This window comes from Pseudocalidococcus azoricus BACA0444, assembly GCF_031729055.1.
Lineage (GTDB): Bacteria > Cyanobacteriota > Cyanobacteriia > Thermosynechococcales > Thermosynechococcaceae > Pseudocalidococcus > Pseudocalidococcus azoricus.
Genome location: NZ_JAVMIP010000004.1, coordinates 163,517 through 178,224, shown reverse-complemented (window position 1 = coordinate 178,224; position 14,708 = coordinate 163,517). Strand labels below are relative to the sequence as shown.

At 47.9% G+C, this 14,708-nt stretch carries 16 protein-coding genes and 1 pseudogene; 15 read left to right on the top strand and 2 right to left on the bottom strand.

The window, feature by feature from the left end; genetic code table 11:
* Positions 1 to 3: 3 nt before the first annotated feature.
* The 13 genes from RIF25_RS17210 to RIF25_RS06875 all read left to right on the top strand — a co-directional run bounded on the left by RIF25_RS17210 (position 4) and on the right by RIF25_RS06875 (position 8,306).
* Positions 4 to 135 carry a DUF2442 domain-containing protein gene (locus RIF25_RS17210; RefSeq protein WP_407682354.1) on the top strand — a complete coding sequence of 44 codons (132 nt, stop codon included), beginning with the start codon at positions 4 to 6 and terminating at the stop codon, positions 133 to 135.
* Between the two features lie 146 nt (positions 136 to 281).
* On the top strand, positions 282 to 836 hold the full coding sequence (locus RIF25_RS06930) for a restriction endonuclease (RefSeq protein ID WP_322877817.1): 555 nt from the start codon (positions 282 to 284) through the stop codon (positions 834 to 836).
* Positions 833 to 1,384, top strand: a complete 552-nt coding sequence (locus RIF25_RS06925; RefSeq protein ID WP_322877816.1) for a hypothetical protein — start codon at positions 833 to 835, stop codon at positions 1,382 to 1,384. The genes RIF25_RS06930 and RIF25_RS06925 overlap by 4 nt, the downstream gene beginning before the upstream one ends.
* A gap of 9 nt (positions 1,385 to 1,393) precedes the next feature.
* Positions 1,394 to 1,870 (top strand): DUF2442 domain-containing protein, encoded by a 477-nt coding sequence (locus RIF25_RS06920; RefSeq protein WP_322877815.1) that lies wholly within the window; start codon positions 1,394 to 1,396, stop codon positions 1,868 to 1,870.
* 192 nt (positions 1,871 to 2,062) lie between these two features.
* Complete coding sequence (locus tag RIF25_RS06915) at positions 2,063 to 2,353, top strand: hypothetical protein (protein ID WP_322877814.1); 291 nt, start codon at positions 2,063 to 2,065, stop codon at positions 2,351 to 2,353.
* A 126-nt stretch (positions 2,354 to 2,479) separates the two neighbouring features.
* Entirely contained in the window at positions 2,480 to 3,778 is a 1,299-nt protein-coding gene (thrC, locus tag RIF25_RS06910; protein ID WP_322877813.1) for a threonine synthase, read from the top strand.
* Between the two features lie 48 nt (positions 3,779 to 3,826).
* On the top strand, positions 3,827 to 4,102 hold the full coding sequence (locus RIF25_RS06905) for a MoaD/ThiS family protein (RefSeq protein ID WP_322877812.1): 276 nt from the start codon (positions 3,827 to 3,829) through the stop codon (positions 4,100 to 4,102).
* 13 nt (positions 4,103 to 4,115) lie between these two features.
* Entirely contained in the window at positions 4,116 to 4,274 is a 159-nt protein-coding gene (locus tag RIF25_RS06900; RefSeq protein ID WP_322877811.1) for a hypothetical protein, read from the top strand.
* A gap of 38 nt (positions 4,275 to 4,312) precedes the next feature.
* Complete coding sequence (locus RIF25_RS06895) at positions 4,313 to 4,738, top strand: BLUF domain-containing protein (protein WP_322877810.1); 426 nt, start codon at positions 4,313 to 4,315, stop codon at positions 4,736 to 4,738.
* A gap of 41 nt (positions 4,739 to 4,779) precedes the next feature.
* Positions 4,780 to 5,307, top strand: a complete 528-nt coding sequence (locus RIF25_RS06890) for a YceD family protein (protein ID WP_322877809.1) — start codon at positions 4,780 to 4,782, stop codon at positions 5,305 to 5,307.
* A gap of 19 nt (positions 5,308 to 5,326) precedes the next feature.
* The gene (locus tag RIF25_RS06885) at positions 5,327 to 6,826 is read left to right on the top strand and encodes an AAA family ATPase (protein ID WP_322877808.1); all 1,500 of its coding nucleotides are present in this window, start codon (positions 5,327 to 5,329) and stop codon (positions 6,824 to 6,826) included.
* A 121-nt stretch (positions 6,827 to 6,947) separates the two neighbouring features.
* Positions 6,948 to 7,208, top strand: coding sequence for a DUF5340 domain-containing protein (locus RIF25_RS06880; protein ID WP_322877807.1), 261 nt, complete (start codon positions 6,948 to 6,950; stop codon positions 7,206 to 7,208).
* Positions 7,209 to 7,409: 201 nt separating this feature from the next.
* Positions 7,410 to 8,306, top strand: coding sequence for a metallophosphoesterase (locus RIF25_RS06875; protein WP_322877806.1), 897 nt, complete (start codon positions 7,410 to 7,412; stop codon positions 8,304 to 8,306).
* Between the two features lie 10 nt (positions 8,307 to 8,316).
* Here RIF25_RS06875 and RIF25_RS06870 read toward each other — a convergent pair whose 3' ends face one another.
* Positions 8,317 to 10,551 (bottom strand): glycoside hydrolase, encoded by a 2,235-nt coding sequence (locus RIF25_RS06870; protein ID WP_322877805.1) that lies wholly within the window; start codon positions 10,549 to 10,551, stop codon positions 8,317 to 8,319.
* A gap of 428 nt (positions 10,552 to 10,979) precedes the next feature.
* On the opposite strand from RIF25_RS06870, the gene RIF25_RS17205 reads away from it, so the two are divergent.
* Positions 10,980 to 11,237, top strand: coding sequence for a putative toxin-antitoxin system toxin component, PIN family (locus RIF25_RS17205; protein WP_407682353.1), 258 nt, complete (start codon positions 10,980 to 10,982; stop codon positions 11,235 to 11,237).
* A 36-nt stretch (positions 11,238 to 11,273) separates the two neighbouring features.
* Positions 11,274 to 12,698 carry an ion transporter gene (locus RIF25_RS06865; RefSeq protein ID WP_322877804.1) on the top strand — a complete coding sequence of 475 codons (1,425 nt, stop codon included), beginning with the start codon at positions 11,274 to 11,276 and terminating at the stop codon, positions 12,696 to 12,698.
* A gap of 516 nt (positions 12,699 to 13,214) precedes the next feature.
* On the opposite strand, the pseudogene RIF25_RS06860 reads toward RIF25_RS06865, so the two are convergent.
* Positions 13,215 to 14,404 (bottom strand): annotated as a pseudogene (locus RIF25_RS06860) (RNA-guided endonuclease InsQ/TnpB family protein).
* Between the last annotated feature and the right edge of the window lie 304 nt (positions 14,405 to 14,708).

The following is a 14,708-nucleotide window of genomic DNA, read 5'->3' as shown; positions in this document are numbered from 1 at the left end:
GCTATACCCACACAATTAGCTGAAGTTGAAGTTTCTCCCTCTGGTTATGGCTTACATTGGGAATCCTTGGATGCGGATTTAGCAGTTCCGGCGTTGATGTCTCAGGTTTTTGGTTCCGGGGCCTGGCTGAATTAGATCAGTCGGTAGAATACATTGGCCTGGGTGAGGCGGAAATTTCCTGCCTTTAATCTCTACAAGGAACCTAGACAAAAACTTGACATATGGGATAACGTTGCAAACTAGGTCAGGAAACTCGCAAGCCAGTGCTTGGAGGATTGGAATTGACTGTAGCAGCAAAATATAAAGCAATAATTCAATCTCTGCAATGGCAAGGTTTGCGATCGCTTTGGGAGAGCATTGAAAATCGCTGCACCCCAGAATGGGACTCAGGAAAAGCTTTTGAATACTTGGTTCTGCGAGCCTTTCAGCTTGATGGAGCAGATGTCAAGTATCCGTTCAGCGTCAGATTATTTGGCGAAGAGGTTGAACAAATTGATGGTGTAATTTACTGTTCAGGCTTATCCTGCTTAGTCGAGAGCAAAGACTTTGCCGATAAGGTCAATGTTGACATTACGCCAATCGCTAAACTTCGCAATCAACTTTTGCGTCGTCCTGCAAGTACGCTTGGTTTAGTCTTCAGCCGGACAGGATTTACTGATCCAGCCCGCCATCTCTCCTATTTTTCATTGCCTCAGACGATTCTACTTTGGAGTGGAGAAGAGCTAAGATATGCCTTAGAGCAAGAATCAATTTGCGAACTGCTTCTTCTTAAATATCGCGTTTGCGTAGAAGATGGCCTACCTGACTATGATGTACGAGAGCGAGGTATTCCATGACGACATATATTGTCTGTGAAGGGGCACACGACGCACAATTATTGCAGCGTCTTCTTCCAGAAGAATTAGTTAGTAATGCTGAAATTGTTGCAGCGGGCGGATTCTCTGCTGTTAAGTCCTTAGCTCGTTCTTTGGTTGCGCGCCGACAGTCCCCTGTGCTGATCGTGGCAGAGGCGGACACAACTGTCCCTGAGCAAGTTGAGCAACGATTAAAAGATACTGAAGAACTTGTTGGAAATATTGCTGTGAATACGCCAGTCAAAGTAGTATTGGCTGTTCCTACTCTCGAAATCATTTTTTTCCAAGATACTTCCCTGCTTTCCCGTCTACTGGGGTATCCGCTCTCTGAAGACATACTTAGATCGGCAGCCTACCAGCCTAAGCAAACTTTAGAAAAATTAATTTCAAAATCTAAAAATTTTCAAAATCAATCTCAATTGGTTGATAACCTCACAAATGAAGATATTAAAGTTTTGCGTAAAGCTTCAGTTATTCAAGATGTAATTGAGTTTCTTCAGTCTGTGCAGGAAACTGTAGGTGTCATGTAATAATGCTTCATGACTAGTGACTCTTTCACAATTGCCCTAGATATCCAACAGCAAATTGATCATGCCCGAAAAATGGATGAAGTTCTGGAAAAAAGAGAGCCACGGGCAAAGCGGGCCTGGTTTAATCCGGTTGATAAAACGATTGAAATTGAACTCAAGACGGGGGTGAGGGCTTCTTTTCCGGTTCATTTACTCCAGGGTCTACAAGGGGCGACTTCCGAACAATTAGCTGAAGTTGAAATTTCTCCCTCTGGGTATGGTTTATATTGGGAGTCCTTGGATGCGGATTTGGTAGTTCCAACGTTGATGTCCCAGATTTTTGGTTCTCGGGCCTGGCCTGGCACAAGTAGTAAGAATCGAAAAGTTAATACCCTCACCCAAGCACCCGCAAAACTGAGCCTGAAAAGCTATACATCAGGCCATGTTTGCCAATTCAAGAAAACAGAAAAATGTAAAGAATCACGAAAAACCATTACGGAACATTGAGAAAACCAATTCCAAGTTAAGCTCTGAGGCAGTATCAAAGCCGATGTAACTTTCTCCAGGTCTGGATTTCAGCCATTTGAGATCATTAGGAAAAATCCATCGACCTATTAAGTCTTTTTGCAGGATTGACCATTACCCTAAGCTTCTGACGTTCAATAAAATTAGTCGGGAATCAAGCCGTGGGTCGAGTCTATGCCAATCACGTCACAACTCTGTCAACTCATTTTTGATTACTATCGGGAATCCCCAACGGATTTACTCCAGCTTCAGCCCTTAATGCATTGTCAAATCTCGCGGGCCTGGGGAACGCTACGGATCAATTGCCCCGATGCCTCCACCTTGGCCCGCGTCAAGCAAATTTTCCCCCTTTGGCAAGACCCCCTCTCCCTACTGCGAGTCTCGAAAAAGGTCAAACTGCAAGTTAATGGCCAACTCGACTCCATTCTGCCCCTCAATGGCCTGCCCCTGACTAAGAATCTATAACCTCCATCGGGGATCAAGCCCTTGACGCAAATATCTAATCCCGACTATTTTTATCGGGTATGTTTGACAACGTTTTTGGCCTGGTGTTAGCATCAGGGGAATCTTGGAGGAGAGCTTCTCGCACCTATGACTGCAACCATCACCGCCCCCAGCCGCCAAGCCAACTTCACTGGACTTAAATGTAAGGAATGTGGAGCCGAGTACGAAGCCCAGGCCATCCATGTTTGTGAATATTGCTTTGGCCCTTTGGAAGTCAAATACGACCTCAGTCAACTAGCTAAAACCATCACCCGTCAAACCATTGAAGCCGGGCCGAACTCCATTTGGCGGTATCGCAGCTTTTTACCCGTGGAAACCAATACACCCATTGATGTGGGCACGGGCATGACCCCCCTGTTAAAGGCGAATCGCTTGGCACGGCAATTAGGTCTGAAGCATCTCTACATTAAAAATGACGCGGTGAATATGCCCACCTTGAGCTTTAAGGATCGGGTAGTGTCGGTGGCACTGACTCGGGCCCAAGAATTAGGCTTTACCACGGTCTCCTGTGCCAGTACCGGAAATTTGGCAAATTCAACAGCGGCAATTGCAGCGCGGGCGGGCCTGGATTGCTGTGTGTTTATTCCCTCAGATCTGGAAGCGGGCAAAGTCTTGGGCACTTTGATCTATGGGCCAACGGTGATGGCGGTAAATGGCAACTATGATCAGGTGAATCGCCTCTGTTCTGAGGTGGCCAATACCCACGGTTGGGGGTTCGTTAACATCAATTTGCGGCCCTACTATTCGGAAGGCTCCAAAACCCTTGGCTATGAAGTGATTGAGCAGTTGGGCTGGGAATTACCGGATCACATTGTGGCTCCCCTGGCATCTGGCTCCCTATTTACCAAGATTTATAAAGGCTTCCGGGAATTTATTGAAGTCGGTTTAGTGGCCGATAAAGCCGTGCGCTGTAGTGGGGCCCAGGCCTTGGGATGTTCCCCGATTGCTTCTGCCTTTAGTGAAGGACGGGACTTTATCAATCCGGTTAAACCCAGCACCATTGCCAAATCCATTGCCATTGGTAACCCGGCCGATGGAGTCTATGCCCTCGATATTGCCCGCAAAACCAACGGAAATATTGAATCCGTTAATGATGATGAAATTGTTGCCGGGATTAAGCTCTTGGCCGAAACTGAGGGGATTTTTACGGAAACTGCGGGCGGCACTACCATTGCTGTGCTCAAAAAACTGGTGGAAGCGGGTAAAATTGATCCAGAGGAAAAAACCGTAGTTTACATCACCGGTAATGGCCTGAAAACCCAAGAAGCGGTGCAAGGGTATATTGGCGAACCCCTGACCATTGAGCCGAAACTGGATGCCTTTGAACGGGCTTTGGAGCGGTCTCGGACTCTCGAGCGGTTAGAGTGGCAGCCGGTTTTAGTCTAGTTTGCTTGATTTACTGAGTCACTGCTTGAATTGAGGTCATAAGTCAGAATGTCTATCAAAGTTTTAATTCCCACCCCCCTGCAAAAACTCACCCGCGACCAGGCCACCCTTGAGTGTCAGGCCACTTCCATTAGTGAATTACTAGATTCCCTTGAGGAGGACTGTCCAGGGATTAAAGGGCGGCTCTGTGATGAATCCGGGCAACTGCGGCGGTTTATCAACTTCTACGTCAACAACGAGGATATTCGCTTCCTGGATGGCCCCCAAACTCCCCTCCAAGATGGCGATGAAGTCAGTATCGTTCCAGCCATTGCAGGGGGTTAAGCCTCGTCACTGATTGAGTTATTTAGAAAAAAGTCAGCGAAATCCAGAATGGCTTAACGGCTCAAATTTAGCAGGGGTCTCTGGCCTGGAAGTCATTTCCGTAACTCGAGACTTACAAATTTTCATGGTGGGCAACATACCTACAGACCCGGCCAGCAACGTGCAAAACTAGAAAAGGACAACCATCAGCAGGATAAAGGAAGGTGGGGGATGAGCTTGCATCGGCTGTTGTATTTAAGTACCGGGCGGCCCGACTTAGCCTATCCAGATTTGCGGGACATTATGGCCAAGTCAGAAGTCAATAATGAGCGGGATGGGATCACCGGGATTCTTTGCTTTGGGAATAATCGCTTTGTCCAGGCCTTGGAAGGTGATCGGAAACAAATTAGTGAAACCTATGCCCGTATCTTGAATGATCCCCGCCATACGGATCCAGAATTAGTAGAATTTGGGCCGATTGATTGCCGGGCTTTCACGAAATGGTCAATGCGTCTGATTCAGTGGGACATTAACGAACCCGCCACAATCCGGGACATTCGGATGAAGTACTGCTCCGGTGCGTTGTTTGATCCCTCGACGATGAATGCTAAACAATGTCTGAGTTTGTTGATGGATATGCATGCGTTACAAGGTTAGTCAGGGAGATAGGGATCAAGGAGACTGAGGAGAATACAATCATGGCACTGGCTCCCCTCTCGATTCCGGGCTTAACCAAGCTCCCCCAGCAAACCTGGCGACAGGACTTTAAGTTCATTTTGGATGAGTTTGTCAGTTTAACCCCGATTCAAGGCTGGATCACGGTGCAACATCAGGGTTCCTACTTACGGGTCGCCACTGAGGCTAAAACCATCATTAACCTGACCTGTGATCGGTGTCTGCAGCAGTATAACCAGCGAATTTTGTGCCAGGTGGAGGAGTTAATTTGGTTGGAATTGGATGACTTAGACGCAGGGATCGAAACGGGTAGCCAAGAACTGGATTTATTAGAACGTTTACCGGCCCAAGGGGAGTTTGATCCCCAAGATTGGCTCTATCAGCAGCTATGTTTAAGTTTGCCCCATCCCCAAATTTGTCAGGTGGATTGTCGGGGCCTGGATGTGGAACTCTCGCCAACTCATGGACAATCCGACTCAACTGAACTATCAGAGCGAGTGGATCATCGCTGGGCTAGTTTGGCCGCCTTAAAGCAACAGTTAGAGCCTTAGGGCGAGGGATGGGATACAGATGGGATTTCGAGCGGATTTGGATTTACTTTTACGGGCCAGATACCCTCTCCTGTTTATCCCCACGGGAGAAGAAGAACGCTTAGAAGCCATTCTCAAGGATCTGCAACCCCAACGGGCTGTCTATATTTGGGACTTTGTTGAGGGCTATCAAGGTAATCCCAATGATGTGGGCTTTGGTAAACGGAATCCACTCCAGGCCTTGGAATTTGTTGAAAAGCTCCCCACTGCTGCTACGGCCATTTTGGTCTTACGGGATTTTCAGCGATTTTTAGAGGATGTGGCCATTTCTCGGAAACTGCGGAACCTAGCCCGACTCTTGAAAGCCCAACCGAAAACAATCCTGATTATTTCTCCAAATGTCAACATTCCCGCCGACTTGGCCGATGCGATCACGGTGGTGGAGTTTCCCTTGCCCCAGGCCAGTGAAATTGAAACCGAAATCCGTCATCTTTGGCAGCAACTCGGGCAAACCATCCCAGAAAAGGGCCTGGGTGCTCTAGTCCGGGCTTGTCAGGGGTTAACCCTGGAACGAATTCGCCGTGTCTTGGGCCAGGCCATTGCTAAAAATAATGCCCTCAGTCTGGAGGATGTGGATCTAGTTCTGGCAGAAAAGCGGCAAATTCTCCAGCAGACTCAAATTTTGGACTATTCCCCAGCCACAGAAACCTTGGCAGATATTGGCGGCCTGGAAAATCTGAAGGATTGGCTGTTGCGGCGGGGTGGCTCTTTTTCAGAACGGGCCCGGCAATATGGTCTTCCCTATCCGCGGGGATTACTGCTGGTGGGGATTCAAGGTACAGGTAAGTCCTTAACCGCGAAAGTGATTGCTCACCAATGGCAGTTACCCCTGTTGCGCTTGGATGTGGGGCGATTGTTTGCGGGCCTGGTGGGAGAATCGGAATCTCGCACCCGTCAAATGATCCAAATTGCTGAAGCCTTAGCTCCCTGTGTTCTTTGGATTGACGAAATTGATAAGGCCTTTATGGGCGTAGATGGGCGGGGGGATGCGGGTACGAGTAGTCGGGTCTTTGGCACTTTTATTACTTGGATGGCGGAGAAAACATCCCCAGTCTTTGTGGTTGCCACTGCCAATAATATCCAGGCCCTCCCCCCGGAACTATTGCGGAAAGGTCGCTTTGATGAGATTTTCTTTGTTGGCCTACCCACCAGTGAAGAACGAGAAGCCATTTTCCACGTCCATCTGACCCGACTACGGCCCCAAACTATTCGCAACTATGACCTGCGCCGCCTGGCCTATGAAACCCCTGATTTTTCCGGTGCGGAAATTGAGCAATGTATTATTGAGGCGATGCACATTGGCTTTAGTCAGGAACGGGACTTCACCACTGAAGATATTTTGACCGCCGCGAGTGAAATGGTTCCCCTGGCCCGCACCGCCTCTGAACAAGTCCAGCATCTCCAGGCCTGGGCCGCGGCCGGTAAAGCGAGATCTGCCTCCCGCTATGGCTTGGGATTACCGAAATCTCAGCCAGATTAAGAGGTCTCATTTGGCCCAAAGCAGCCGTCATGGACATGGCTAGGGTTAGGAACACTTTAATTGAGCATCAAATGGGTCAGTTCCTATAATGAGGCTAATGCTGTTGGGAGTTCTCAAGACTGTGCATCCACCATCTTCAACTACGCCGACAATTCCCTTGCCTTCCCACATCCACTATGAATTATTACTCCAGCTTTTAGAACAACAGTCTCTTCCCAGTTTGCCCCCCGGCAGCCCCAGCTATACCCAAGTTCAGCAGATTATCATTCAGTTACGGAAAGCTTTTGCTGTTCAGAAAAATCTTGAGCATGAATGTGAACAAATCGGCTGGGGCGTAGATTATCGCTGGTCATTAACCCAACCCACGGGGCGAGCTTCATAAATCCTCAGATAATCTTGTGTCGCTGTTTATCCTTAACACATTGGCCCGTATTCCTTAAGCTGCTCCTAACCTGGAATGGCCTAGATTGGGGGGATATTGGGAGCAAGTCAATTTGCAGGCTGCTTGGTTGTGATTCTTAGTTCTTGTTGGGGATGGGCAGCGTTTTGAAACCTCAGGTTTTTTGGGTGTGGAGGAGTAAGGATGATTGGGATTAGGCCAGCTGGATTGAGTGTTGAACGTCTGATAGTCCCAGTTAAAAATTTGCCCCAGGCCTGGGCAGGAGTGACCATTGCCCAACTCTCGGACTTACATTTTGATGGGGAAAGCCTATCGAGTCAGTTTCTCCAAGCCACCCTTGCAGTTATCAACCAGGCCGAGCCAGATTTAATTTGTCTAACTGGGGACTATGTGACGGATAATCCAGATCCGATCCATGAACTTAGCCACCATTTGCACCAGTTACAGGCCCGCTTGGGGATTTACGCCTGTTTGGGCAACCATGATGTGTATTACCCTGAATCGCAAGCAATTGTCACCCAGGCCCTCGAAAATGTTGGCATCCAAGTCCTATGGGATAAAATTGCCTATCCCTTGGGGCCTGGCCTGGCAGTGGTGGGGTTACGGGATTTTTGGAGTTTTCAGTTTAATCCAGGTTTGCTCTTAGATGAGTTACCGCCAGACTTGCCGCGGCTTGTCCTTTCCCATAATCCTGATAGTGCCAAGGTCTTACAAAACTGGCGGGTGGATTTACAACTCTCTGGGCATACTCACGGGGGGCAAGTGGTCATTCCCAAGCTGGGGCCGCTGGTAGCCTGGTTAAAACCGTTAAGAAAAAAACTCCCAAAGCTTTGGCGGCCCACCTTTAGTGCTATGACCAAGGGAAGTGAGCGGACGGTGCAATATTGGCAATGGGCTGAGGGCTTACATCAGGTAGGGGCAAATTGGCTCTATGTGAATCGGGGCCTGGGTTCCTATTGGCCAGGGCGATGGAACTGTCCCCCGGAAGTGACGCTGATTACCTTAGTCGCCGCCCCTCAATCGGAGCCAGTTTCAGCATCTGTCTCTGAACGTCTGCAATCCGTTCCCACCTGTGTGTAAATCGGTGAGCTTAAGGTACGGTCAAGGGAATTAGGTGATGCTCTGGAAAATATTCGCGATAAGTTCCCTGATTTGCAAGGAGAACCACCAACTGTAACTGCCAATCGGGATGAATGTTGGGGAGATTTTGCCAGGGGACAGCCACCTCTAAGCAGCTTTCCAGGGCATAGGTAATGCTATGGGCCTGGGATTGCCATTGGGAATTGGGCATGGCTTCTTGAAAAATAGTTTTGCCAGTCCCTAAATTCAAGCAAACATGATGGTGGAAAAGATAATTGAGGGGAGCCTGGTTCGGTAAATCTGCCAAGGGAATGGGGCTGTTGTGCATGGTTTGGTGGGGATAAAACCAGAGGAAATGCAGTTCTTGGCAGTCCCCCGCTCCCAAGGTTTGTCCGGCTTGGAGATCAAAGCGAAGATAAAAATTCAGGTGATCCACCCCATACCAAAGTCGTTGCACGGGGCCACTCCGGTGCATAGTCCCACGCGCGCCCCCGACACTAATTCGGCCGGCATGGTTCCAATCCTGCTCATTGCCATACCCATCAATCACGGGATGGATAAAACCTTGGGGCGGATAGTCGGCAGTGGGGGTATGTTGCTCCAGGGGATGGCGGAGAATATCAGGAATGGGTTCATCGAGGGCCTGGTAAAGGGCGGCTAAATGCTCCCGAAACAGTTGGTCAAACATGGCATCCTGATTTGAGGAATGACCTTCCCCAAACCACCAAAACCAGTCGGAACCTTCAGCAGCATAGAGGGCTTCCCAGGCCCCAGGGTTAGTTTTTTCGGTGGCTTCTGGGTGCTGGGCCAAGGTATCACGGGCGGCTTTGAGGAGATTCCAGGCCTTGTTTTTAATCGGCTCCCCAATCCAGGTGGTAAAGTTGCCATCAATCCAAGAACCACTGTGGAGGGCCTGGACAGGAATGGTTTCACGGGGGGAAAATTGGTTCAGGTATTCACTGACGGTGACTAATTTAATGTCTTGGCGGGCATTGAGCCGGGAATAAAGGGCCTCTAAAAAGGGTAAGCCATCTTCCCGATAGAACTCCCAACAATTTTCCCCGTCCAAGGCAATCGTCACTAGCCAAGGTTGCTCTAAGGTTGTGCCATCATCCCCTTGATTTGCCTTCAGTTTGGTGGCAATGGCATCTAGATGTTTAATTAAATCCTGGGCAGCCACATCCGGCTCCATCGAACTATAAGTGAAGCCAATCAAATCCGAGAGGCGATGATCCCGAAAGACAATGGCTAAGTCACCGGACTCGGTTTCGAGGCGATAGGGCTGATAGAGAACCTCCGGGGCAATCACATTTCCGGCTTCATCCCGATGGAAAAAGTGATGTTTTGTCCAACCCAAGACCGCTTCATCGGAACAGAGCCAATTAAAGCCATGTTCAGCCACCATGGGTAAAATTGCCGGACTAACGGATTGCTCAGAGGGCCAGAGGCCACGAGGTTTACAGTCAAAGGTTTGTTTATAGAAATGGACGGCCCGACTTAAATGCCGCCGGACATCTTCGGGATATTGAAACCGGGCCTGGGGTAAGGCCATTTGGGGCACGGCAACCCGACCGGCCTGGGTATCCGCTAAAAGGGGCAAAATTGGATGGGTGTAGGGAGTTGTAGTAATTTCAATCTGCCCCGCCAATTGCATTTTTTTGTGTTGGGGGATGATCTCGCTCAAGATTTGCCGTTGTTTCGCAATAATCCGTTGGCGATCACTGAGGCTGAAGTGCTGACCTTGGGCAAACCACTGGGCAATTTCTGGCTCATCCCAAAACAGGGGGTCAATCCAGGCCAGATTATGCCACGCTAATAAGTCACTGTAATCCTGAGGAGTCCAATGCTCCCAACACCAAACCGGGCCATTCGTTTGCCGTTGTTGATAGAGTTCATCATAGCGGGGATGGGGGGTAATCATTGTCCGCTGGTGGGCATCAAAAAAATGCTCAATGATAAACCAGCGTTGCTGTTCGCTCAGATTTTCCTCTGGGGTAAGGGCGGCGGTCAAGTAGGGGTCTAAAGCCGTTCCAGCCACATAATCCTGAATTTGCAGAATCAAAGACGGCACTAAATTAACCGTTTGATGCAACTTCGGATAACGGGAGAGAATCAGAATCAGATCTAGGTAATCTTTAGTTCCATGGAGTCTGACCCAAGGCAAGAGGTAACGCCCACTAATCCGGCTTTTGTAGAGGGGTTGGTGTTGATGCCAAATAAAGGCAACGTAGAGCGGGTGACTCACAGGATAGTCCTGGCACGACTTCTTAGTATCTCAAGGGGCAATGGGGCTTGGCAATGAATTGGGGCAGGGCTTCACATCCCGAAATGTTTGCAAATAAATAATTTTAGAATAATTATTAGGCTATTCTCTGACATCGGCTATTTTAAACCCAGAAAACGACGCGAATTCGCGTCCAACAGATGATTCTCAGGTTAGCTCTATCCAGTCCTAGGATTCGAGAATACCCTGTAAATCTTGGGTTGAATATCATTTTCCAGAAAGATTAACCCATAGGTAGAACATGAACTAGGTAAGCTGCGATGCATAGGAAATACGGCTCGGACTTTTGGATGTTTGATGTCTCAACTTGATCAGGTATTTTTCTCATTAGCTCTTAAAAAGGCACAGAATCAAGGAGTTATACTTGTTTCCCCAGCTACATGGCTTGAATTGGAAACCGTATTATCTCGTCCAAATTTAATCGCTACATTACAACTGAGGAACGCCAAACCTTTCTTTTAGACCTCTCACAAACGGTTGAACTGATTTTAGAGGATCAATTTACAACCTATGTAGGTCGAGATATTAAAGATAATAAATACCTGGAGTTAGCTGTCAATGGTCGAGCAAAATATTTAGTCACAGGAGATCAAGACCTTTTAGTTTTAAATCCTTTTCAAGGTGTTTCAATCCTTAATTTAGTCTGAAGAACGCGATGGCTTGGGGGGAATGTTCAGGTGTCAATGGTATCGAAATCACTCTTGGCTCGCTTAGACCGACTCATCCACGCCCCCCGGACTGAATTGGCTTTGGTGGCTTTAATTTTAATCACAGCTATCTTGGTCGTTTATCAAGTCGTGATTAGCAGGCAAGGTCAGCCCATGGCCCCGTTTGTGATTCTTGAGCTAGTTATTCGCCTGACATTTATTGCTGAACTGGTGACGCGCTACCTCATCGCCCGCAAGAAACAACGCTTTTTCCGCCATTACTGGTTAGACTTAATCGCAATTTTACCAATTCCCCCAGGCCTGGGCCTCTGGCAACTGCTGCCCCTTTTACGCTTGCCGCGGGCCGCTACCCTAATTAACCGCAATCTGAATCAATTTTCCCCTTGGGCTGCAGCAACTTACCGTTTGCAGATTACCGCGCTCCTGTTAACGGCTCTAATTATTGTGGCGGGGGGCCTGGCGATCTTTATGCTAGAAGGCCAGAAGAATCAAGATTTTGCCTCCATTGAGGACTCGTTGTGGTGGAGCTTTTTTTCACTCATTTCAGCGGAACCGATTGGGGGGGATGCACGAACCAGGGCTGGGCGGTTTGTGACAGTTATTGTAATTTTAGGGGGCTTAACTCTCTTTGCAGTTTTTACGGGGATTGTTTCTGCGGTCATTGTCAGACGTTTTCAATCAGGAGTGGGACTGAAAAGTATGGATTTAGACGAACTCAGGGAGCATATTATTATTTGTGGCTGGAATCGCAGTTTACCTTTGGTGCTCCAAGAACTCCAGTCCGATCCTGATATGTATCTTTGTCCGATTGTGATTGTTGCCGAACTCTCTGAACTTCCAGAACTGGAGTTGCGACATATCAATCAAAACCATATTTTTTTCTATAGTGGCGATTACACCAGAATTGATGTTCTAGAAAAAGTAGAGATACATCACGCCTCGCGAGCCATTCTGCTGGCCGATTTTTCTTTACCCCGCAGTGATCAGGATCGAGATGCCCGCACCGTTCTGGCTGCCTTAACGATTGAAAAACTCAAACCTGGCATCTACACCTGTGCCCAACTGCTTGACCGTAACAATAATGTTCAACTGCAAATTGCTGGTGTTGAAGATATTGTCGTTGCCGATGAAATGACTGGGCATTTAATTAGTAGCGCAGTTCGCAACTTGGGGGGCATGAATGTGATTTCTGAGCTATTAACGGTACAAGTTGGGAATCAAATTTATCGTCTGAATGTGCCCAAGGACTTAATGCAAGCGACTTTTTGGCAAGCCCATGAATATCTGAAATTTCGCTATGATGCCCTCTTGATTGCCGTTGAAACCCTCAATGGTATCAAAGGGAAGCAAACCCTGATAAATCCACCACCAGAACATCTCCTCCAGGCCAGCGACTATTTAATTGTGATTGCCCGCCAAGCCCCGCGTTTGCCGGTTTAGGTCATCTTAGTCTTCATTGAAAGTGAGTTTTATAGTGAAAGACTAAATTTGCTAAAAAGTGATTACTTTATTTTTATAAATTTAAAATTGTCATGGTAAACAGTAATGATTCGTGAGAATAACCCAGAATTATCTATCCCTGCAAAGTTTTGGTTTTATCCTAGGTTTAACGAGGGGGGATTCTTTACCAAGGCTTCTGATGATCAGTCATTCTCACAAATGAAGACGGACTGCTATATATGGCATATATGGCAATGAATTGTAACTTGCCTAAGGGCTTGGCCGTAAGTTACTAGGGGAAGTAGACATCTTCACGCTCCCCACCGCCAACACTTATCGTCCACCAACACTTGTAATTAGGTCAACGCCATAAAAAACGTCCTAACAAGAAATTGCACTGATTCCCAAGCCATGTACTTCTTGTTCTCGAATGTACTCATTATATTTACCAGTCAGCTTTTTATCCCCATGCATCCACTTGACACTCCCCGCACTAAAGTGACGGGGATTCTTGGTTCACCGAGTCAACTTATCTGAACCAGTTGCCTGACCCAAACAGAGGTTGTTCTCTCCCCAAGCGTTAATTCCGGTATGCCCTACCGTACTCAAGCCTTTTTTCAAGATGTTGATGGCAGCGTTTTCATCTCGGTCTTGAATATGCCCACATTTGGGACAAACGTGCGTCCGAGTTGACAATGACTTTTTCACCCCATCGCCCCGCAGTTCGAGCATTCCTGACTGGTGTACTGAGGCGGTACAGCAACCGTGACCACGCCAAACACCTGACCAAAATACTCAACCCATCGGCGAAACTCGCCCCATGCCGCATCACTGATGGATTTAGCGAGATGACGATTCTTGACCATGTTCCGCACTTGCAAGTGTTCCATCGCCACGAAGTCGTTAGACATCACCACGCATCTCGTAGCCTTAACTGCAAAATCTTTACGCTGGCGTTGAACTTTCAAGTGTTTTCGTCCCAAACGGTTGATGGCTTTCCGTCTGTTTTTTGAACCTTTGACTTTCTTGCTGACTCGGCGTTGCGCCCGTTTGAGCCGCTTTTCCGACTTCCGCAAGTACCTCGGATTCTCAACCGTGTTCCCATCAGAATCGGTATAGAAATAGGCTAAACCCACATCAATACCCACCGTTTTCTTGGTCGGTTCTCGGTCAATCACACGCTTTACATTAACTAGAAACTGTGCATAGTAGCCATCTGACCGCCGTACGACTCGCACTCGGTTGATTTGCTCAAGCTGATAGAAATTCAAGTCACGGGTTCCCTTGAGCTTGAACTGACCCGCCCCAAATCCGTCAGTGAAACAAATACTCTTGCGGTCACTAGATAGCTTCCATCCAGTGACTTTGTACTCCACTGAAGCACGGGTTTGTTGCTTCTTAAATTTCGGGTAGCCTTTCTTGCCGGGAACTTGTTTCTTGCAGTTATCAAAGAACCTTGCAATAGCAGACCAGGCTCTCTCCGCTGAGGCTTGTCGGGCTTGAGAATTGAGCTTCTTTGCCCACGGAAACTCTGGATTGTCCGACAACACCTTGCAGTATTTATACAGGTCGTTGCGAGTGGTTCCCTTGTTGTCCATCCAGTACCGAAGACAAGAATTACGCACAAAAATCGCAGTCCGAATTGCCCCATCTAAGGCTTGAAACTGCGGCTCTTTTCCGTATAACTTGGCTTCTAGTACGAGCATCTTACGCTGAATTTACTGGCGTAAATACAGTAGAACAAATTGCGACTAAAGTCGCCGTAGAAGCTCTGCTTCGTTCGTAGAGGTCAGCCTTTTCATCCCCGGTCTAAAGACACGGGGCTTTCAAGAAACGCTCATTGTAAGTCCAAATGTGAGTATCAAGTACAATCATTGTGTAAGTTCCCAGTCACCTTGTGCCACAGGTTCAGTCGGATCAGTGTATTGAATTGGGTTTCCACGCAGAGGATAGCGGTTTTGTCCAGAGTCTCTTCGGGTTCGGGCTAAGATTATAACCTCAACTTGTTCG

What these genes read in the sequence shown, in the direction of transcription:
- RIF25_RS06925 (WP_322877816.1), top strand. Translation starts at nt 833, where the DNA reads ATGACGACATATATTGTCTGTGAAGGGGCACACGACGCACAATTATTG.
- RIF25_RS06920 (WP_322877815.1), top strand. Translation starts at nt 1,394, where the DNA reads ATGACTAGTGACTCTTTCACAATTGCCCTAGATATCCAACAGCAAATT.
- RIF25_RS06915 (WP_322877814.1), top strand. Translation starts at nt 2,063, where the DNA reads ATGCCAATCACGTCACAACTCTGTCAACTCATTTTTGATTACTATCGG.
- thrC (WP_322877813.1), top strand. Translation starts at nt 2,480, where the DNA reads ATGACTGCAACCATCACCGCCCCCAGCCGCCAAGCCAACTTCACTGGA.
- RIF25_RS06905 (WP_322877812.1), top strand. Translation starts at nt 3,827, where the DNA reads ATGTCTATCAAAGTTTTAATTCCCACCCCCCTGCAAAAACTCACCCGC.
- RIF25_RS06895 (WP_322877810.1), top strand. Translation starts at nt 4,313, where the DNA reads ATGAGCTTGCATCGGCTGTTGTATTTAAGTACCGGGCGGCCCGACTTA.
- RIF25_RS06890 (WP_322877809.1), top strand. Translation starts at nt 4,780, where the DNA reads ATGGCACTGGCTCCCCTCTCGATTCCGGGCTTAACCAAGCTCCCCCAG.
- RIF25_RS06885 (WP_322877808.1), top strand. Translation starts at nt 5,327, where the DNA reads ATGGGATTTCGAGCGGATTTGGATTTACTTTTACGGGCCAGATACCCT.
- RIF25_RS06875 (WP_322877806.1), top strand. Translation starts at nt 7,410, where the DNA reads ATGATTGGGATTAGGCCAGCTGGATTGAGTGTTGAACGTCTGATAGTC.
- RIF25_RS06865 (WP_322877804.1), top strand. Translation starts at nt 11,274, where the DNA reads ATGGTATCGAAATCACTCTTGGCTCGCTTAGACCGACTCATCCACGCC.